Consider the following 17,889-nt stretch of genomic DNA (forward strand, 5'->3'; position numbering starts at 1 on the left):
ACGGAGCTGACACCCCCTCGCCCACCCACCGAACGGCCCCCGTACGCGGGGCTGTTCGGCCCCGGACCGCGGACCTTCGGCGTCGGGCGTCAGCGCCTGCGTACGGCGAGAGTGGGAACTACCAGGAACCACCCTGGCAGTCCCCGAAGGGATCACCGCCATGGCCGTGCACGAGCACTCACCGCACAGAGAGGGCCACCGCCCGCCGCCCCTCGGCACCGGCCCGGCGGCCTCCGACTCCACCGCCACCCCCGGCGTCCTGGCCCGCGTCCTCGCCGGCGCCCGGGTGCTCATGGGATTCGTCTTCCTGTGGGCCTTCCTCGACAAGGTCTTCGGCCTCGGCTACGCCACCCCGTCCGGCAAGGGCTGGCTCGACGGCGGCTCGCCCACCCGCGGCTTCCTCGGTTCCGTCAAGGTCGGACCGCTGGAGTCCGTCTTCCACTCCTGGGCCGGCGCCGTCTGGGCCGACTGGCTCTTCATGCTCGGCCTGCTCGGCATCGGCGTCGCCCTGATCGCCGGCGTCGCCCTGCGCCTGTCGGCCCTCGCCGGGTCCGTGATGATGGCGCTGATGTGGATGGCCGAGTGGCCGCCGGCCCGCCACCTCTCGGACGGTTCGCCGAGCATGTCGACGAACCCCTTCGCCGACTACCACCTCCTCTACGCCGTCCTCCTCGTCGTCCTCGCCGCCGCCTCGGCCGGCGACACCCTCGGGCTCGGCCGGACCTGGGCCCGCCTCCCCGTCGTCCGCGACCACCGCTGGCTCCGCTGACCCCCTCCCCGCCACCGCGGCGGCCCCCGCACCCGGGGACCGCCGCACCGGCCCGTCAGGGGCCGACCGGCCCCGGCGGGGGACCGGTGGCCCCCTGTCGCACCGGCCCCGCCCGCCACGATGCTCGCAGCGCACAGCCCGTGCCGTACCGGACGGCCGCGCCCCCTCCGGCGCGCACATCGGGCCCGCCGCCCGCGCGTTCCCGCACCACGCCACCGCCCCCGTCGCCGTCGTCGCGCACGGCCGACGCACCTGCGTGAGGAGAAGCAGCCATGAAGGCAGCCGTCGTCCAGGCTTTCGGCAAGCCCCTCGTCATCGAGGAACGCCCCGACCCGGAGCCCGGCCCCGGCCAGGTACGCGTCCGGGTCGAGGCGTCCGGACTGTGCCACACCGACATCCACGCCGCCCACGGCGACTGGCCCGTACGGCCCACCCCGCCGTTCGTCCCCGGCCACGAGGGCGTCGGCCTGATCGAGGAGGTCGGCGACGGCGTCACCCACCTCACCGTGGGCCAGCGGGTCGCCGTGCCGTGGCTGGGCACCGCCTGCGGACGCTGCGAGCACTGCCTGTCCGGCTGGGAGACCCTGTGCGAGAGCCAGGTCAACACCGGGTACGGCTGTGACGGCGGCTACGCCGAGAAGATGCTCGCCTGGGCCGACTTCGCCCAGCCCGTGCCCGAGGGCGTCAGCCCCTTCGCCGCCGCCCCGCTCACCTGCGCCGGCGTCACCACGTACAAGGCGCTCAAGGTCGCCGGCGTCCGCCCCGCGCAACTCGTCGCCATCTCCGGCGTCGGCGGCCTCGGCCACCTCGCGGTGCAGTACGCCAAGATCGCCGGGGCCACCGTCGCCGCCATCGACGTCACCGACGAGAAGCTCGAACTCGCCCGCGAACTCGGCGCCGACCTCGTCATCGACGCCCGCACCCAGGACCCCGCCCAGGTGCTCCGCGGCCACGGCGGCGCCCACGCGGCGATCGCGCTCGCCGTCAACGAGTCCGCGTTCACCGCGGTCAACTCCGGCCTGCGGCGCGGCGGCAAGCTGGTCATGGTGGCGCTGCCCGCCCACGGCACCATCAACCTGCCGATCTTCGAGACCGTCCTGAACGGCACCTCCGTCATCGGCTCGATCGTCGGCACCCGGCAGGACCTCGCCGAGGTGTTCGAGCTGCACGCGGCCGGCCGCACCCGCGTGATCCACGAGACCCGCCCGCTGGACACCGTCAACGAGTCCATCGACGAGGTGCTGCGCGGCCGGGTCCGCGCCAGGATCGTCTTCGACCTCGACGGCGCCGCCGGCGCCGCCTCCGCGGAACGGTGACGCCGATGACCCGCCCGCTGATCGTCGGCGTGGACGGCTCCGAGTCCAGCCTGCGCGCCACCGACTGGGCGGCCGACGAGGCGGCCCTGCGCCACGTCCCCCTCAGGATCGTCCACGCCACCCTGTGGGAACGGTACGAGGAGACCGTCCCCGAGACCGCCCCGGAGGCCGGGCCGCAGGAGGGACCGGCCGGCCGGACGCCCGGCGGCGCCATCGTCCGCACCGCCGCCGCGCGCGCCCGCCGACGCCACCCCGACCTGCCCGTGACCACCGCCGTGGTGCCCGAGGAACCCGAGTACGCGCTGGTCAGGGAGGCCCGCGACGCCTGCGCCGTGGTGCTCGGCACCCGGGGCCGCAGCGGCCTGACCGACCTGCTGCTCGGCTCGGTCGGCCTGGCCGTCGCCGCCCACGCCGACCGCCCGGTGATCGTGGTGCGCGGCGCCCACGACAACCGGGGCGGCGCGGGTCCGCTGGGCCGCGTGGTCGTCGGCGTCGGCGAGACCTCCGCCACGGCGGTCCGCTTCGCCTGCGAGGAGGCCCGGCTGCGGGACTCGGACCTCGTGGCGGTACGGGCCTGGCGGTGCCCCGCGCACGAGAGCGCCGACCATCCCCTCCTGGCCGGGGAACCGGCCCGACTGCACGAGGAACGCGCCGCCGACGCCCTGGAGGCGGCGCTGAAGGAGGCCCCGCCGGAACTGGAACCGCTCCGGCACACCGTGGAGGGCCCGGCCCACCGCGTGCTGCTCGCCGCCTCGTACGACGCGGACCTGCTGGTCCTCGGGGCCCGGCGCCGGGCCGGGTACATCGGGCTCCAGGGGCTCCAGCTCGGCCGGGTCGCGCACCGGCTGCTGCACCACTCGGCCTGCCCGGTGGCGGTCGTCCCCGAACGCGAGGAGTTCGGGCCCCTCGACTGAGGGCGCGCACCCGAACGGCCGAGCGGGGAGCGGGGACCAGGCGAGGGCCGGCGGCTCCACCGGCCCTCGCGGTACGCGTCACCGCCTCCCGGACGGTACGCGTCACCCGCTTCCCGGCCGGTACGCGTCACCCGCCTCCCGGACGGAGGGCACATGACCGCCCACTGTCCGGGAGGCGGCGGTCCCCGGCGGGTGCGCTCCGGTGGTGGAGGCCCTCGGGGGCGGGCCGGTCACACCATCGCCGGGCGTGGCCGGTGCGCCGTGAACCAGCCGGCCGCCAGCCGCGCGACCGCCTCCAGCGCGCCCGGCTCGGTGAAGAGGCGGGTGGCGCCCGGCACCACGGCGAGGCGGTGCTCACAGCGCAGCCGGCCGGCGGCGAGCCGGTTCAGCCCGAGCACCCGGGCGTCCAGTGCGCCGACGACGAAGAGCGTCGGGGCCCGCACCCGGGCGAGGGCCGCCGGTCCGGCCAGGTCGGGACGGCCGCCGCAGCAGACCACGGCGTGCACGCCGCCGTCCCCGGCCGCCGCCTCCAGAACCGCCCCCGCGGACGTGCCGGCGCCGAGGAGCCCCACCGGCAGGCCGGTCTCCCGGGCGAGCCACCGGGTGGTCTCGCTCAGCCGTCCGGCCAGCAGGGGGATGTCGAACAGGGCGTCCGGGGCGCGTTCCTCGCCGCTGGTGAGCAGGTCGAGGAGGAGGGTGCCCAGGCCCGCCCGGCCGAGGGCGGCGGCCAGGTGGCGGTTGCGCGGGCTGTACCGGCTGCAACCGCTGCCGTGCGCGAGGACCACCAGGCTCCCCGCGCCCGGGGGCAGGACGAGACGGCCCGTGAGCCGGGCCGGGCCGACAGGCACCGCGACCTCGCCCGGGGGCCGCTCCCACGGTCCTCCGGCAGTCGCCGGGACCACCACGGGCCGGTCGTCCACGGGCGGATCACCCGGGGGCCCGTCGCCCGGCGGCCGGTCACCGACGCGCCGGTCGCGCGGGGGCGGGCCGTCAACGGGAGGGACGTCGTATCGGTGGTCGTCGCGGATCATGTGCCACCTCCTCGGGTTCCGGCGGGAGCCGCCGCGCCGCGGAGTGGGCGGCGCTCCCGCCCGTGCCGGTCGCGCCCGGCGGGAGCCGTCCCGTGAGTCAGCCGGTCCGCTGGCTCCATCGCGGGCCGACCCGCTCCCACTCGCGGGCCCACTCGTCCAGGCGCCGCCGGTCCAGCCGCCACCGCACCAGGGCCCCGCTCCCGTAGGCGAGGCCCGCCACGGCCACGGCCGCCCCGGCGCCGTAGAGCGCGGACTCGACGGACGCGTCGGCCGGATCGGCCGGCTGCCCGGTGAGCGAGCCGTCCCGGTCCTGCCAGAGCGTGATCGACGAACCGGCCCGCAGCCCCGACGTCGCCGGCGTCTCGCCGGTCCGGGACGTGCCGTCCGGCGCCGTCCAGCCGACCTTCACCAGGGCGCGGTAGGCGGTCTGGGTGGGGGACGCGCTCTGCGGCACGTCCGCGAGCAGAACGGCCCGTACGGGCTGCCGTTCGGCGCGCTGGCGCGCGAACGAGGCGTCCGCGGCGTGCGCCGTCAGCAGGCCCGCGAGGGTCCCTCCGACGGCGATCAGGGCCCACACGAGCAGCACGATCCAGGCTTCGACGGCGTCGACGCGCCGGCGCAGCGGATTGCGCCGCCACCGCCACAGCCGCTTCCTCTTGGCCTCGCCGCCGCACATGAGCGGCACCTCCTCGTTTCCCCCTGGAATTCGACCGTGGCACGGGCCGCGCTCCGAGGTCTTGGGCCGGTGAGGGGGCGTCGGTGGGGCCGAACGGACCCTTCGGGCCGGCCGGCCCGGTCCGCCCGGCCCATGCGGGGCGGCCGGTCCTCGGCCAAGCTGGAACGGCGGGGTCATCCCGCCGCCGAGCCGCCCCGGCTCGGCCCGGCCGGCGCCCGCCGGCCGGTTCCGGCCTCCCAGTGATCGAGCAAGAGGGTGAGGATCGGCATGAAAGGCTACGTTTTCCACGGTCCCGGACAGGCCGCCTGGGAAGAGGTCCCGGACCCGTCCGTCAAGGACGCCACCGACGCCATCGTGCGGGTCGGCGCCGTGACCATCTGCGGGACGGACCTGCACATCATCAAGGGCGACGTCCCCGAGGTCCGGCCGGGGACGGTCCTCGGCCACGAGGCGGTCGGCGAGGTCGTCGAGGTGGGCGGCGACGTGCGCACCGTACGCCCCGGGGACCGGGCCCTGGTCTCCTGCATCAGCCCGTGCGGCCGGTGCCGCTACTGCCGCGAGGGCACCTACGGCCAGTGCCTGGGCGGCGGCGGATGGATTCTCGGCCACCTCGTCGACGGCACCCAGGCCGAGTACGTCCGCGTCCCCTTCGCCGACCTGTCCCTGCACCCGCTGCCCGGCGCGCTGCGCAGCGAGGACGCCGTGATGCTGGCCGACATCTTCCCCACCGCCTACGAGATCGGCGTGCTCAACGGCCGGGTCCGCCCCGGCGACACCGTGGTCGTCGTCGGCGCCGGGCCCATCGGGCTGGCGGCGATCGCGACGGCCCGGCTGCTCTCGCCCGAGCGGATCGTCGCCGTCGACCTGGCCCCGTCCCGCCTGGAGTCGGCGACCGCCTTCGGCGCCGACGCGGTCGCCGACGCCCGCGAGGACCCCGGCCAGCTCGTCGCCGATCTGACCGGCGGGCTCGGCGCGGACGTGGTCGTCGAGGCGGTGGGCGTGCCGGAGACCTTCGAGATGTGCACCCGTATGGTCCGCCCCGGAGGGCACGTCGCCAACATCGGCGTGCACGGCGCCCCGGCCACGCTGCACCTGGAAGACCTCTGGATCAAGAACGTCACCATCACCACCGGCCTGGTCGACACGCGGACGACCCCGACCCTGCTGCGCATGGCGTCGGCCGGCCGGCTGCCCACCGGGCGCATGGTGACCCACACCTTCCCACTGGAGCGGATGCAGGAGGCGTACGACGTCTTCGCGGGCGCCGCCGACACCGGGGCCCTCAAGGTGGTGCTCGGCGGGGAGCAACGGGAGGTGATCCCGGTGGCGGACGCCTGACCGGCCCGCCCCGGTCTCCTTCCCGCCCGCCCCGGTCTCCTTCCCGTGGGTGTCAGGTGCCGGGTGCCGCCGTCGGCACGTGGAGCTGGCGCAGGTCCAGCGGCGCGGGCGGCGGCAGCGGGGCGTGGGGACCGGCCCGGAACGCCTGGAGCAGATAGGCGGACAGACGGCGCGAGGCCGCCGCGGCGGCCGGTCCGGTCCGGGCCGTGACCCCGTCGGTGGCCAGCAGCAGGAGTACGAGGTCGCTCGGGTCGAAGTCCGCGCGCAGGGCGCCCGCCTCCTGCGCCCGCCGGACCAGCAGGGTCAGGCCGCGCTCGGCCCGCGCCCGTTCCCGGTGGTGGTCGAGGGCGTCCGGGAACCGGGCGAGGAACGCGGCGGTGAAACCCCGGTCGGCCGCCTGGAGCGAGCCGACCGTCTCGACCAGCGCGCACAGGCCCCGCCAGGGATCGGGGTCCGCCAGCGCCGCGTCGAGCACCGCCGCGCACTCGGCGAGCTGGTCCGCGAAGGCGGCGGTGACCAGCGCCTCCCGGGTGGGGAAGCGCCGGTACAGGGTGGCGACCCCGACCCCGGCGCGGCGGGCCACGGCGGTGAGCGGGACGTCGAGGCCCTGCTCGGCGAAGGCCGCGCGGGCGGCCTTCAGGACCCTTTCGCGGTTCTCCCGCGCGTCCGACCGCAGCGCCGAGGGCGCGTCGGCGACGGGCCGTGCGTCCCGGTTGTGAGAGGGATGACCAGGCATGTCTCTCACTTTAGCCGGAAGTGGAGGGGGTCGTCCGGTTCCCGGGTTAGCGTCGGAGACGGCAGCGGCGGACGGGCCCACGCCCGAACCTCGCTCCACCCCCCTTGTCGGCCTTGTCGGCCTTGACGGCGACCCCGCCACCCCTCGACAGCCCGAACGGACGGACCATGAACGACATGCGCGCGGCCCTCTTCGACCGGTACGGCCCCCCGGAGGTCCTGTACGAGGGACGCCTGCCCCGGCCCGAGCCCGGCCCCGGCGAGGTGCTGGTACGGGTCCGCGCCGTCGGCGTCAACGGCGGCGAGCTGCCCGCCCGCGCGGGCAGGCTGCGCCTGCTGACCGGCCGGCGCTTCCCGCAGACCGTCGGCATCGACTTCGTCGGCGAGGTCGTCCGCACCGGGGCCTCGGTGACGGGCGTGACGCCGGGGGAGCGGGTGTGGGGCCTGCTCGGGCGCCGCCTGGGCACCCTGGCGGAGTACGTCGTCGTCCGGCCCCGCCGGCTCGCCGCCGCACCCGGCAACCTCTCCCCGGAGGAGGCCGTCTCCCTCCTCGCCGGCGGCACCACCTCCCTGACCGGCCTGCGCGACAAGGCCCGCCTGCGGCCCGGCGAACGCCTCCTGGTGCGCGGCGGCTCCGGCGGCGTCGGCAGCGTCGCCGTACAGATCGGCAAGGCCCTCGGCGCCCACGTCACCGCCCTGGCCGGCCCCCGGAACCTGGACTTCGTCCGGAGCCTCGGCGCCGACGAGGTCCACGACCACACCACGGCCCACCCCGCCGGCCTGGGCCGATTCGACGTCGTCCTGGACACCGTGGGCACCGGGCACCGCGCCTGGCGGCGGCTGCTCGCCCCCGGCGGACGCATGGTCGCCATCGCCTTCGACCTCGACCGGCCCGCGAGCAGCCTCGGCTACCTCCTCGCCTCCGCCGTGCACGGCTCCGGCCGCGTGCGGTTCTTCAGCGGCAACCCGGACAGCGCCCTCCTCGCCGAACTGGCCCGGTACGCGGAGCGCGGCGACGTAGTCCCCGTCGTGGACACCGTCCACCCGCTCGGCGCCGTGGCCGAAGCCCACCGGGCCCTGGAGGCGGGCGGCGTCCGGGGCAAGCACGTCGTCCGTGTCGACTGACGCCAGGACCCGGCACGGACGGCGTCCCTGGGGGACACTGGGAGCAGCCTGTCGGGAGGAGGACACCCATGGTTCCCCGGCCCCTCGACGAGAAGACGGTGGCCGCGCTGGTGACCGACGCCACCGCCGCCCCCTCCATGCACAACGCGCAGCCCTGGCGGTTCCGCTTCCTCGCGGGGGAGCGCCGGCTGCTGCTGAGCGCCGATCCGGAGCGCGCCATGCCGCGCTCCGACCCGGACGAGCGGGCCCTGCACCTGGGCTGCGGCACGGCGCTGTTCAACCTGCGCGTGGCCGCCGTGCACGCGGGGCTCGATCCGCGCGTACGGCCGCTGCCCGAACCGGACGTCCCCTTCCTGCTCGCCGCCGTCGACCTGGCCGAGCCCGACGGCACCCCGCCGGACGCCGCGCTGGCCCCGCTGTACCCGGCGATCAGGCAGCGGCACGCCAGCCGCTACCCCTTCACCGAGAAGGCCGTCCCCGCCGCGGTCCTCGACCTGCTGGTGGAGGCCGCCGCGCGCGAGGGCGCCCAACTGGTCTTCCCGCACCCCTGGCACACCGACACCGTGCTCGACCTGGTCCGGGACGCGGAGAGCCGGGAGGCCATGACGCCGGCGGCCCGGGAGGAAATCGACCGCTGGACCCGGCTCGGACCCGATGCCGCCTCGGCGACGGACGGCGTCCCCGAGTACGCCTTCGGGCCGCGCAAGGCGGGCGGCAGGGCCCCCGTGCGGGACTTCGCCGGGGAGCGGCCGGTGGCCGACCGGGGCGCCGCGTCCTTCGAGCAGACCCCGCTCCTCGCCCTGCTGAGCACCCCCGAGGACCGGCCCGCCGACTGGCTGCGCGCCGGCCAGGCCCTGGAACGGGTCCTGCTGGAGGCCACCCTCGCCGGACTGGTCACCTCCCTGACCTCCCACGCCCTGGAGGAACGGGACCTGCGCCGGCTGGTGCGCGACCCCGGGTCCGGCGCCGGTCAGGTCCAGATGGTGCTGCGCCTCGGCTACGGGCCCCGGGGCCCCGCGAGCCCCCGCCGCCCGGTACGGGAGGTCCTGGAGATCACGTGAGGGGTCCCGGCGTCCTCCGCGAGACCCCGCCCCGGCCGCCCGGCACATCCCCGGGCCCTGAGAGGATCATCCGGAACGGAGGTCCACCGGGTCCCGGAAGGAGTCGAGGAGACATGCGAGTCATCGCGGCCGGCGCTACGACGGAGGCACGCGGATGAGCGACGGAACCGGCGCCCCGGTCCTGCTGCGCACCGACGGACGGGCCGCCCACCTCGTCCTCAACCGGCCCCGGGCGCTCAACGCCCTCAACCACGAGATGGTGCTGCGCCTCGGTGAGGCACTGACGGTGTGGGAGTCCGACCCGGCCGTCGAGACGGTCGTCCTCACCGGCGCGGGGGAGCGGGGGCTGTGCGCGGGCGGCGACATCCGCGTCGTGCACGCCGATGCCCGGGACGGCGACGGCAGTGCCTCGGCCGCGTTCTGGCGCGACGAGTACCGGCTCAACGCCCGCATCGCCCGCTATCCCAAGCCGTACGTGGCCGTCATGGACGGGATCGTCATGGGCGGCGGTGTCGGCGTCTCCGCCCACGGCGATGTCCGGATCGTCACGGAGCGGTCGGTGATCGCCATGCCCGAGACCGGGATCGGCTTCGTCCCCGACGTCGGCGGCACCCACCTGCTCTCCCGCGCCCCCGGCGAACTCGGCACCCACCTCGCGCTGACCGGCGCCCGCATCGGCGCCGCCGACGCCCTGCTGTGCGGGCTCGCCGACCATTACATCCCCTCCGCGGCCCTGCCGGACCTCCTCGCCGACCTCGCCGCGCTCCCCGTCGCCGACGCCGTCGCCCGCCATGCGCGGCCCGCGCCCGGGGGCGATCTCGCCGCCGCCCGGGAGTGGATCGACGCCTGCTACCGCGCCGACACCGTCGAGGAGATCGTCCGGCGGCTCCTCGACCACGGCGACCCGGCCGCCAAGGAGGCCGCCGAGACGCTGCTCGCCAAGTCGCCCACCGCCGTGAAGGCCACCCTGGCCGCGATGCGCCGGGCCCGCGCCCTGGGCAGCCTCGAAGCCGTCCTCGACCAGGAGTACCGCAGCTCCCTGGCGGGCCTCGGCACCCATGACCTGGTGGAGGGCATCCGCGCCCAGGTCGTCGACAAGGACCGCGCCCCGCGCTGGTCCCCGGCGACCCTCGCCGAGGTCACCGACGCCGACGTCGAGCGCTACTTCGCCCGCCTGGGCGCCCGCGAACTCGGCCTGGCGGGCGAGACGGGCGAGCCGGGAGCGCCGGGCGCGGCGGACTAGGCGGTCGGGACACGGGGGCCGGACGCCGGGGCCGCGTCACCGGCTCCGGCCGGAACCACCGCCCCGTCGCCGGGGCGCATCACCTGCGCGCCCGCGAGCAGCGTCCCCACCAGCTCCTCCAGGTCGAGCCGCCGCTCCACCGCGTGCAGCGGGGGAAGGCCCGCCCGGGTGCTGACGCGGGGCGGGGCGAGGAGGGTGCAGCAGTCCTCGTCGGGGAGGACGGAGATGTCGGCGGTGCCGAGGGTGCGGGCCTCGTCGATGATCTCTTGTTTCTCCCAGCCGATGAGGGGGCGCAGGAGGGGGAGGGTGGCGGCTTCGTCGACGGCGGCGAGGTTGGCGAGGGTCTGGCTGGCGACCTGGCCGAGGCTGTCGCCGGTGACGAGGGCGTCGGCGCCGGTGGTGGCGGCGAGGGCGGAGGCGGTGCGGACCATGAGGCGGCGCTGGGCGACGACCTGGAGGCGTCCGGCTCCGGCGACGGCGAGTTGTTTCTGTGCCTTGCCGAGGGCGATGACGTGGAGGTCGCCGGGCGGCTGGTAGCGGTTGAGTTCGCGGGCGAGGGCGTATGCCTTGTAGACGGAGGCGGGGTTGGTGTAGGGGGCTCCGGTGAAGTGGACGAAGTCGCAGGCCAGTCCGCGGCGCATGGCGCGGTGGGCGGCGACGGGGGAGTCGTAGCCCCCGGAGAGCAGCACCAGCGCCCGGCCGCTGGAGCCCACCGGCAGCCCGCTCAGACCCGGCAGCCGCTCGCAGGAGAGGTACGTCTCCTTGCGGTCGATCTCCACCGTCAGCGTCAGCTCCGGCGCCGTCAGGTCCACCCGCAGCGCGGGCACGGCCTCCCGCACCCGCGCCCCCAGGTGCCCCGCCATCCGGAACGAGGTCACGGGGAACCCCTTGTCCCGCCGCTTCACCCGCACGGCGAACGTGGCCGCCGGGCGCCCGGCGAGGGCCGTGCGCACCGCGTCCACCGCCGCCCGGGTGATCTCGTCCTGCTCGCTGGGCACCCGTACCGCCGGTTCGACGGTGTTGAAGCCGACCACCCGCCGGGCCCGCTCCACCAGGACCTCCCGGGGGACCTGCCCGCCGAGCACGGTGACGTTCTGCGCGGTCTTGATCCACGTCGAGCCGCCCACCCCGCGCAGCGCGATCCGCAGGTTGTCCTGCAAGCGCTGGGTGAACAGGTGGCGGTTGCGCCCCTTGAGGAAGATCTCCCCGTGCTTGAGCAGCACGCACGGGCCGTACCCGGGGGGCCGGCGGGCCGCGGGCACCTCGGGGCGTTCGGCGACGTGTTCACCGGACATGGGGACCTCCTTGGCGGAACCGGTCGTCCTCGGCGCGCTCCCCGGCCGGAGCCACGGTGACGGAGGGCGCCCCCCGTCACCGTAGCTCCGGCACGGCCGGGAGCGGGGCCGGCGAGGCGGGACGCGGGCCCGGGAACCGCTCCAGGCGGTACCTCACCCGCGTCCCGCCGCCGCGGCCTCAGTTTCCGGACAGCTCCTCGCGGACCGTGCGGGCGGCGGCCACCAGGTGCTCCAGGGACGCCCGGGTCTCCGGCCAGCCGCGGGTCTTCAGACCGCAGTCCGGGTTGACCCACAGCCGCTCGGCCGGGATCGCCTCCAGACCGGTGCGCAGCAGGGCCGCCACCTCCTCGGTGTCCGGCACCCGCGGGGAGTGGATGTCGTACACGCCGGGACCGGCCTCGCGCGGATAGCCGTGGGCGGCCAGTTCCCGGGCCACCTGCATGTGCGAACGGGCCGCCTCCAGGCTGATGACGTCCGCGTCGAGATCGTCGATGGCCTGCACCACGTCCCCGAACTCGGCGTAGCACATGTGCGTGTGGATCTGCGTGTCCGGCCGCACCCCGCTCGTGGTCAGCCGGAACGCCTCCGTCGCCCAGGCGAGGTAGCCGGGGTGCCCGGCGGCGCGCAGCGGCAGTGTCTCGCGCAGCGCGGGCTCGTCGACCTGGATGACCGAGGTCCCGGCCGCCTCCAGGTCCGCGACCTCGTCCCGCAGCGCGAGGGCCACCTGGCGGGCGGTCTCGCCGAGCGGCTGGTCGTCCCTGACGAAGGACCAGGCGAGCATCGTCACCGGACCGGTGAGCATGCCCTTGACGGGACGGCCGGTCAGCGACTGGGCGTACGTCGTCCAGGCCACCGTCATCGGCTCGGGACGCGCGATGTCACCGGCCAGCACCGGCGGGCGCACGTACCGGGTGCCGTACGACTGGACCCAGCCGTTGCGGGTCGCCAGGTAGCCGGTGAGCTGCTCGGCGAAGTACTGCACCATGTCGTTGCGCTCGGGTTCGCCGTGCACCAGCACGTCGAGGCCGGCCTTCTCCTGGAACGAGATCACCTCCCGCACCTCGGTCCGCATCCGCTCCTCGTACCCGGCGCCGTCGATCCGCCCGGCCCGCAGATCGGCGCGGGTGGTCCGCAACTCCGCCGTCTGCGGGAACGAGCCGATCGTCGTGGTGGGCAGCAGCGGCAGCCCGAGGCGGGCGCGCTGGGCCGCGGCCCGCTCGGCGTACGGCAGGGAGCGGCGCCCGTCGGCGTCGGTGACGGCCGTGGCGCGGGCCCGTACCGCCGGGTCCCGGGTGATCGGAGAGTCGGCGCGGGAGGCCAGGTCGGCGCGGTTGGCGGCGAGTTCGGCGGCGATGGCGTCGGTGCCGTGGGCCAGGCCCCGGGCCAGGACGGCGATCTCGGCGGTCTTCTGCCGGGCGAAGGCGAGCCAGCGCAGGATCTGCGGATCGATGTCCCGCTCGTCGGCGGTGTCGAGCGGCACGTGCAGCAGCGAGCAGGAGGCGGAGACGTCGACCCGGTCGGCCAGGCCCAGCAGCGTGCCGAGCGTGGTCAGGGACCGGGCGAGGTCGTTGACCCACACGTTGCGGCCGTTGACGACGCCCGCGACCAGCCGCTTGCCCGGCAGCCCGCCCACGGCGGCGAGGTCGTCCAGGTTGCCCGCGGCGGCCTCGGTGAAGTCCAGCGCCAGCCCCTCGACCGGCGCCTTCGCCAGTACCGGCAGCGCGTCCCCGAGCCGGTCGAAGTACGAGGCCACCAGCAGCCGGGGCCGGTCCTCCAGCCCGCCGAGGTCGCGGTAGGCGCGTCCGGCCGCGTTCAGCTCGGCTGGCGTGCGGTCCTGGACCAGGGCGGGCTCGTCGAGCTGCACCCACTCGGCGCCCGCCGCGCGCAGGTCGGCCAGCACCTCGGCGTAGACCGGCAGCAGCCGGTCCAGCAGGGTGAGCGGGTCGAAGCCGGCGGCGACGCCGGGCGCGGGCTTGGCGAGGAGCAGGTAGGTGACCGGTCCGACCAGGACCGGGCGGGCGGCGAGGCCCAGCGCGAGGGCTTCGCGCACCTCGGCGACCTGCCGGGAGGAGTCCGCGGTGAACACCGTGTCCGGGCCGAGTTCGGGCACCAGGTAGTGGTAGTTGGTGTCGAACCACTTGGTCATCTCCAGCGGCGCCACCTCCTGGGTGCCGCGCGCCATGGCGAAGTAGCCGTCCAGGGGGTCGGCGGCGACGGCGGCCCGGTGCCGCTCCGGCACGGCGCCGACCATGACCGTGGTGTCGAGCACGTGGTCGTAGTACGAGAAGTCGCCGGTGGGCACCTCGTGGATGCCGGCCTCGGCGAGCTGCCGCCAGTTCTCACGGCGCAGCCCGGCGGCGGTGGCGTGGAGGGCGTCGGCGCCGACGCGGCCCTTCCAGTAGCCCTCGACCGCCTTCTTCAGTTCCCGGTTCCGGCCCTGACGGGGGTAGCCGTACACGGTGGCCCGTGCTGCCGCGGCTGCGGACTCGGTGGTCACGGAGATCTCCTTCGCGAGATGGATCCCTGAGGTCCCGGCGACGGGACGAGCGCGCGAAGGGGTGACGGACCGGACGGGACGACAGCACGCCGGTCCGCCGCGCTCGTCCGTCTGGTGTACGCCGACCCGCCCTCGAGGTCACCGGGATGTCCGGGCGCGCGGGGTGCGCGCTCGGGCAGGTGGCAGGTCTTCGGACTCGCGGGCACGTCCTTCTCGGTCACCGAGGAGGACACCTACTGGCCGTCGCTTCCCGGGCCCTTCGGCCCAGTGCTCATGACGGCGGTCGTTCCCGCTCACCGCTGCGGGGCAGTCCCGGATTCCCACCGGGTTCCCTCTTGCGACGCATCCCGCCTGGCGGACGGGGCGAACCAGCTGCACGCTCCACCCTAGACGCCGACGCCGCCGGGCGGGCGACGCGTCCGCCATGCGGATGGCGGCGTGGACACGGCGGGGTGCCGGAGCCAGTTCCCCGGCATCGCGCCGGAAGGGCTCGCGCGGCTCCCCGCCGCCGGATGCGGGGAACACGTCAGGCCCCCGTGGTCCGCGCGCGCTCAGGCGGAGGCCGTCGCCGCCGCGGCCACCGGGACCACCACCGGCGACCCGTCCGACGGGGCGGTGAGCACCTCCGCGTCCACCCCGTACAACTCCCTGACCAGCGCGGCGTCGATGGTCTCGCGGGGCGGGCCGCAGGCCACCACCCGGCCGTCCCGCATCGCCACCAGCGAGTCGGCGTAACGGGCGGCGGCGGCCAGATCGTGCACGACCATGACGACGGTGCGCCCGTCGGCCGCGATCCGCCGCACCAGGTCCAGCACCTCGACCGCGTGCCCGATGTCCAGCGCGCTGGTGGGCTCGTCCAGCAGCAGTACCGGCGTCTCCTGGGCCAGGGCCATTGCCAGCCAGCAGCGCTGGCGCTGGCCGCCGGACAGCTCCTCCAGCCGGCGCCCCGCCAGCTCCGTCGTGCCGGTGGCCTCCAGGGCCCGGCCGACGGCCCGTTCGTCCTCGTGCGACCACTGGCGGAACAGGCCCTGGTGCGGATGGCGGCCGTAGCGGACCAGGCCGGCCACGGTGACGGCCTCCGGTGCCTGCGGCGACTGGGGGAGCAGCGCGATGCGGTGCGCCGCCTCGCGCTGACGAAGGCCCCACACGTCCTCGCCGCCCACCAGGACCCGGCCCGACTCCGGTGCGTGCAGCCGGGCCATCGCCCTCAACAGGGTCGACTTGCCACAGCCGTTGGGGCCGACGATGGCGACCACCTGCCCACAGGGCACGGTCACGTCGACCCGGTTCACGACCGTACGACCGGAGTACCCGGCAATGAGCTGCTCGGTGCGCAGTTCCACCTGGACCGACCTTTCGCAGTGAGACGAAGCCCCTTGCCCGGAAGGCGTGAGGTAAGGCTAACCTTACTACCGCAGTGCGGTGGTGGCCCGCTGTGTCACCTCCCCCTGCCCATCTGCCTTTTCGTACGCCCCCGTTGAACCATGGAGACCGCATGTCCCTGTCCAGACGTCCCTCCCCGATGCCCACCCGCCGCACCGCCGGCCGGGCCGCCGCCGCGGCGGTCGCGGCGGCGCTGCTCCTGGCCGGGTGCGGCACGGACTCCGACGACGCGGACGCCAAGGACGCCGGCGGAGCGGGCAAGGACACCGCGGCCTCGGCCACGCGTACCGTCAAGGACGCCACCGGACGCGCCGTCGAGGTGCCCGCCGAGCCGAAGCGGATCGTGACGCTCACTCAGGAGGACCTGGACGCCGTCCTCGCCCTCGGGCTGAAGCCCGTCGGCATCACCAACGGCCAGGGCCTCGACAAGCCGCCCGCCTACCTCGCCGCCAAGGTGAGCGGCATCGACGTCGTCGGCAACCTGCTCCAGCCCGTGATGGACAAGGTGGTCGCCGCCAAGCCCGACCTCATCCTCGCCGGTGACATGCAGGACGAGCAGGTGCTCGGGCAACTGCGCGAGATCACGCCGGCCACCCTCGTCACGATGGCCCCCACCGACGACTGGAAGCTGTCCTTCCGGGGCATCGGCAACGCCGTCAACAAGCTGGACGCGGCGAACGAGGTCATCACCGGGCACGAGGAGGCCGCCAAGGCCGCCGGCGAGAAGCTGGGCGCGAACAAGGGCGCCGAGGTCTCCATCGTCCGCTGGAACCCGGACGGCCCGAGCTGGATGGAGAACAAGCAGTTCGCCAGCGGCATCGCCCTGGAGATGGGCCTCAAGCGGCCGAAGGCGCAGAACAAGGACGGCAACGCGCACACGCCCTCGCTGAGCCTGGAGAAGATCAACGAGATCGACGGCGACTGGCTCTTCCTGTCGACCCTCACCTCCGACGGCGAGAAGGCCCTCGAAGACGTCCGGGCCAAGGCCGCCTACAAGGACCTCAACGCGGTCGAGAAGGGCCACGCCGTCACCGTCGACGGCTCGGTCTGGTCCACGCGCGGCGGACCGCTCGCCGCCGACGTGGTGATGGGCGACATCAGCAAGGCGCTGGGCGGCTCCTGACGCCCCGTCGCCCTCCGGTGTCCTGCGGAGGGGGTGCGGGCGGCCCGACGGCCGCCCGCACCCCGCGCGTCCTCAGCCGGTGGGCCCCGCGTGCCCCTTCCGCCGGGAGCGGGCGAAGTCCGCGGCGGTCCACGCCATGGCCGTCGCCCCGTCCAGCAGCGCCTGGTCGCCCGCGGGGGAGACGGCCGCCTCGGCGAAGGCGGCCTCGTGCGGTCCGCACGCACCGCCGCTGATGTCGAGCACCGGGTGGATGGAGGGGACCGCGTGCGACACGTTGCCCATGTCGGTGCAGGCGAACGGGGGCCGCTCCACCGGCTCCGGACGGCCGAGCGCCCGCGCGTTCGCCGTCCACCAGGCGATCAGCGCGGGGTCGCCCCGGAAGTCCAGGTAGTCGGGCTCGGGGCGCTCCAGCGTCACCTCGCAACCGGTGGCCAGCGCGCCCGCGCGGAAGCACGCCTCCACCCGGGCGCGCAGCTCGGCGAGGTCCTCGGCGGCCGGCGTCCGCAGCTCGTACTCGGCGCGGGCCAGGTCGGGGACGGCGTTCGGCGCCCGGCCGGCCTCGGTGGTGATGCCGTGCACCCGCCACTCGGACGGCAGGTGCTGGCGCAGCAGGCCGAGGGCGACCTGGGCCACGGTCAGGGCGTCGGCGGCGTTGCGGCCCTCGTGCGGATTGAGGCTCGGATGGGCGGCCTTGCCGGTGTACGTCACCGACAGGGTGCCCAGGGCGAAGGAACGGAAGTCGGCGATGTCGAAGGGGCACGGGTGCACCATCATGGCGGCGTCCACGCCGTCGAAGGCGCCCTGTTCGAGCATCAGCGCCTTCCCGGCGCCCCGTTCCTCCGCCGGGGTGCCCAGCACCCGTAGGGACAGGCCGAGTTCGTCGGCGAACGGGGCGAGGCCCAGGGCGGCGCCGACCCCGGCTGCGGCGATGAGGTTGTGGCCGCAGGCGTGGCCGAGTCCGGGCAGGGCGTCGTACTCGCAGACCACCGCGACCGTGTGCGGGCCGCTGCCCGCCCGCGCCTCGAAGGCGGTCTCCAGCCCGTAGGCGGGCGCCGTCACCCGGAACCCCTCGGCGGCCAGGAGCTCGGCGCACCAGGCGGCGGCCCGGTGCTCGCCGAAGGCCGTCTCGGGGTGGGCGTGGATGCGGCGGCTGAGGCCGAGCAGCGCCTCCCGGTGCCTCTCGATCGCCGTGCGTATACGGGACTTGACGTCGTCCGGGGCTGCTCCGGCGCCCTCGTGCGGGTCGGTCATCGGCTCCTCTTCCGTGGTGCGGGGCGCCCGGCCGCCCGGGGGCGGGGGTGGGATGGGCGCATGCAAGTAATTAGCTTAGGCTTACCTAAGTCCTTGCTGGTCGTGGTGTGACCCGGCAAAGGCTCTGACGAA

Annotated in this window: 15 protein-coding genes and 1 riboswitch; of the genes, 8 read left to right on the forward strand and 7 right to left on the reverse strand. The window is 75.6% G+C overall.

Features of this window, described 5'->3' with window-relative positions; genetic code table 11:
• Positions 1 to 160 precede the first annotated feature (160 nt).
• From J5Y05_RS11345 to J5Y05_RS11355, 3 genes are all read left to right on the forward strand, one after another.
• Positions 161 to 769, forward strand: coding sequence for a DoxX family membrane protein (locus J5Y05_RS11345; protein ID WP_210871115.1), 609 nt, complete (start codon positions 161 to 163; stop codon positions 767 to 769).
• A gap of 272 nt (positions 770 to 1,041) precedes the next feature.
• Positions 1,042 to 2,085: an alcohol dehydrogenase AdhP gene (adhP, locus tag J5Y05_RS11350; RefSeq protein ID WP_210871117.1), complete on the forward strand. Its 1,044-nt coding sequence runs from the start codon at positions 1,042 to 1,044 to the stop codon at positions 2,083 to 2,085.
• 5 nt (positions 2,086 to 2,090) lie between these two features.
• Complete coding sequence (locus J5Y05_RS11355) at positions 2,091 to 2,999, forward strand: universal stress protein (protein WP_210871120.1); 909 nt, start codon at positions 2,091 to 2,093, stop codon at positions 2,997 to 2,999.
• A gap of 230 nt (positions 3,000 to 3,229) precedes the next feature.
• Here the strand turns inward: J5Y05_RS11355 and J5Y05_RS11360 are convergent, their stop codons facing one another.
• Complete coding sequence (locus J5Y05_RS11360) at positions 3,230 to 4,030, reverse strand: dienelactone hydrolase family protein (protein ID WP_307853844.1); 801 nt, start codon at positions 4,028 to 4,030, stop codon at positions 3,230 to 3,232.
• A gap of 97 nt (positions 4,031 to 4,127) precedes the next feature.
• Positions 4,128 to 4,706 (reverse strand): Rv1733c family protein, encoded by a 579-nt coding sequence (locus tag J5Y05_RS11365; protein WP_210871121.1) that lies wholly within the window; start codon positions 4,704 to 4,706, stop codon positions 4,128 to 4,130.
• Between the two features lie 267 nt (positions 4,707 to 4,973).
• On the opposite strand from J5Y05_RS11365, the gene J5Y05_RS11370 reads away from it, so the two are divergent.
• On the forward strand, positions 4,974 to 6,044 hold the full coding sequence (locus J5Y05_RS11370) for a zinc-dependent alcohol dehydrogenase family protein (protein WP_210871123.1): 1,071 nt from the start codon (positions 4,974 to 4,976) through the stop codon (positions 6,042 to 6,044).
• A 52-nt stretch (positions 6,045 to 6,096) separates the two neighbouring features.
• Here J5Y05_RS11370 and J5Y05_RS11375 read toward each other — a convergent pair whose 3' ends face one another.
• Positions 6,097 to 6,780: a TetR/AcrR family transcriptional regulator gene (locus J5Y05_RS11375; protein ID WP_210871125.1), complete on the reverse strand. Its 684-nt coding sequence runs from the start codon at positions 6,778 to 6,780 to the stop codon at positions 6,097 to 6,099.
• 167 nt (positions 6,781 to 6,947) lie between these two features.
• On the opposite strand from J5Y05_RS11375, the gene J5Y05_RS11380 reads away from it, so the two are divergent.
• The 3 genes from J5Y05_RS11380 to J5Y05_RS11390 all read left to right on the forward strand — a co-directional run bounded on the left by J5Y05_RS11380 (position 6,948) and on the right by J5Y05_RS11390 (position 10,208).
• Positions 6,948 to 7,904 (forward strand): NAD(P)-dependent alcohol dehydrogenase, encoded by a 957-nt coding sequence (locus J5Y05_RS11380; RefSeq protein ID WP_210871128.1) that lies wholly within the window; start codon positions 6,948 to 6,950, stop codon positions 7,902 to 7,904.
• Positions 7,905 to 7,972: 68 nt separating this feature from the next.
• On the forward strand, positions 7,973 to 8,965 hold the full coding sequence (locus tag J5Y05_RS11385) for an Acg family FMN-binding oxidoreductase (protein ID WP_210871130.1): 993 nt from the start codon (positions 7,973 to 7,975) through the stop codon (positions 8,963 to 8,965).
• A gap of 154 nt (positions 8,966 to 9,119) precedes the next feature.
• Entirely contained in the window at positions 9,120 to 10,208 is a 1,089-nt protein-coding gene (locus J5Y05_RS11390) for an enoyl-CoA hydratase/isomerase family protein (protein WP_210871132.1), read from the forward strand.
• Here the strand turns inward: J5Y05_RS11390 and thiI are convergent.
• The 3 genes from thiI to J5Y05_RS11405 form a co-directional block, all read right to left on the reverse strand.
• The gene (thiI, locus tag J5Y05_RS11395) at positions 10,205 to 11,503 is read right to left on the reverse strand and encodes a tRNA uracil 4-sulfurtransferase ThiI (RefSeq protein ID WP_210871134.1); all 1,299 of its coding nucleotides are present in this window, start codon (positions 11,501 to 11,503) and stop codon (positions 10,205 to 10,207) included. The genes J5Y05_RS11390 and thiI overlap by 4 nt on opposite strands.
• 178 nt (positions 11,504 to 11,681) lie before the next feature.
• On the reverse strand, positions 11,682 to 14,000 hold the full coding sequence (metE, locus tag J5Y05_RS11400) for a 5-methyltetrahydropteroyltriglutamate--homocysteine S-methyltransferase (RefSeq protein ID WP_210871137.1): 2,319 nt from the start codon (positions 13,998 to 14,000) through the stop codon (positions 11,682 to 11,684).
• Between the two features lie 164 nt (positions 14,001 to 14,164).
• Positions 14,165 to 14,388, reverse strand: a riboswitch (cobalamin riboswitch).
• A gap of 163 nt (positions 14,389 to 14,551) precedes the next feature.
• Complete coding sequence (locus J5Y05_RS11405; protein WP_210871139.1) at positions 14,552 to 15,343, reverse strand: ABC transporter ATP-binding protein; 792 nt, start codon at positions 15,341 to 15,343, stop codon at positions 14,552 to 14,554.
• 152 nt (positions 15,344 to 15,495) lie between these two features.
• Between J5Y05_RS11405 and J5Y05_RS11410 the strand changes: the two genes are divergently transcribed.
• Positions 15,496 to 16,506, forward strand: a complete 1,011-nt coding sequence (locus tag J5Y05_RS11410) for an ABC transporter substrate-binding protein (protein WP_210871141.1) — start codon at positions 15,496 to 15,498, stop codon at positions 16,504 to 16,506.
• A 72-nt stretch (positions 16,507 to 16,578) separates the two neighbouring features.
• Here J5Y05_RS11410 and J5Y05_RS11415 read toward each other — a convergent pair whose 3' ends face one another.
• A complete protein-coding gene (locus tag J5Y05_RS11415; RefSeq protein ID WP_210871143.1) occupies positions 16,579 to 17,757 on the reverse strand; it encodes a M20 family metallopeptidase in 1,179 nt (392 codons plus the stop codon).
• Positions 17,758 to 17,889: the final 132 nt, after the last annotated feature.

It is taken from the genome of Streptomyces tagetis, assembly GCF_018069565.1.
GTDB classification, from domain to species: Bacteria; Actinomycetota; Actinomycetes; order Streptomycetales; family Streptomycetaceae; genus Streptomyces; species Streptomyces tagetis.

What these genes read in the sequence shown, in the direction of transcription:
- J5Y05_RS11345 (WP_210871115.1), top strand. Translation starts at nt 161, where the DNA reads ATGGCCGTGCACGAGCACTCACCGCACAGAGAGGGCCACCGCCCGCCG.
- adhP (WP_210871117.1), top strand. Translation starts at nt 1,042, where the DNA reads ATGAAGGCAGCCGTCGTCCAGGCTTTCGGCAAGCCCCTCGTCATCGAG.
- J5Y05_RS11355 (WP_210871120.1), top strand. Translation starts at nt 2,091, where the DNA reads ATGACCCGCCCGCTGATCGTCGGCGTGGACGGCTCCGAGTCCAGCCTG.
- J5Y05_RS11360 (WP_307853844.1), bottom strand. Translation starts at nt 4,030, where the DNA reads ATGATCCGCGACGACCACCGATACGACGTCCCTCCCGTTGACGGCCCG.
- J5Y05_RS11365 (WP_210871121.1), bottom strand. Translation starts at nt 4,706, where the DNA reads ATGTGCGGCGGCGAGGCCAAGAGGAAGCGGCTGTGGCGGTGGCGGCGC.
- J5Y05_RS11370 (WP_210871123.1), top strand. Translation starts at nt 4,974, where the DNA reads ATGAAAGGCTACGTTTTCCACGGTCCCGGACAGGCCGCCTGGGAAGAG.
- J5Y05_RS11375 (WP_210871125.1), bottom strand. Translation starts at nt 6,780, where the DNA reads ATGCCTGGTCATCCCTCTCACAACCGGGACGCACGGCCCGTCGCCGAC.
- J5Y05_RS11380 (WP_210871128.1), top strand. Translation starts at nt 6,948, where the DNA reads ATGAACGACATGCGCGCGGCCCTCTTCGACCGGTACGGCCCCCCGGAG.
- J5Y05_RS11385 (WP_210871130.1), top strand. Translation starts at nt 7,973, where the DNA reads ATGGTTCCCCGGCCCCTCGACGAGAAGACGGTGGCCGCGCTGGTGACC.
- J5Y05_RS11390 (WP_210871132.1), top strand. Translation starts at nt 9,120, where the DNA reads ATGAGCGACGGAACCGGCGCCCCGGTCCTGCTGCGCACCGACGGACGG.
- thiI (WP_210871134.1), bottom strand. Translation starts at nt 11,503, where the DNA reads ATGTCCGGTGAACACGTCGCCGAACGCCCCGAGGTGCCCGCGGCCCGC.
- J5Y05_RS11410 (WP_210871141.1), top strand. Translation starts at nt 15,496, where the DNA reads ATGTCCCTGTCCAGACGTCCCTCCCCGATGCCCACCCGCCGCACCGCC.
- J5Y05_RS11415 (WP_210871143.1), bottom strand. Translation starts at nt 17,757, where the DNA reads ATGACCGACCCGCACGAGGGCGCCGGAGCAGCCCCGGACGACGTCAAG.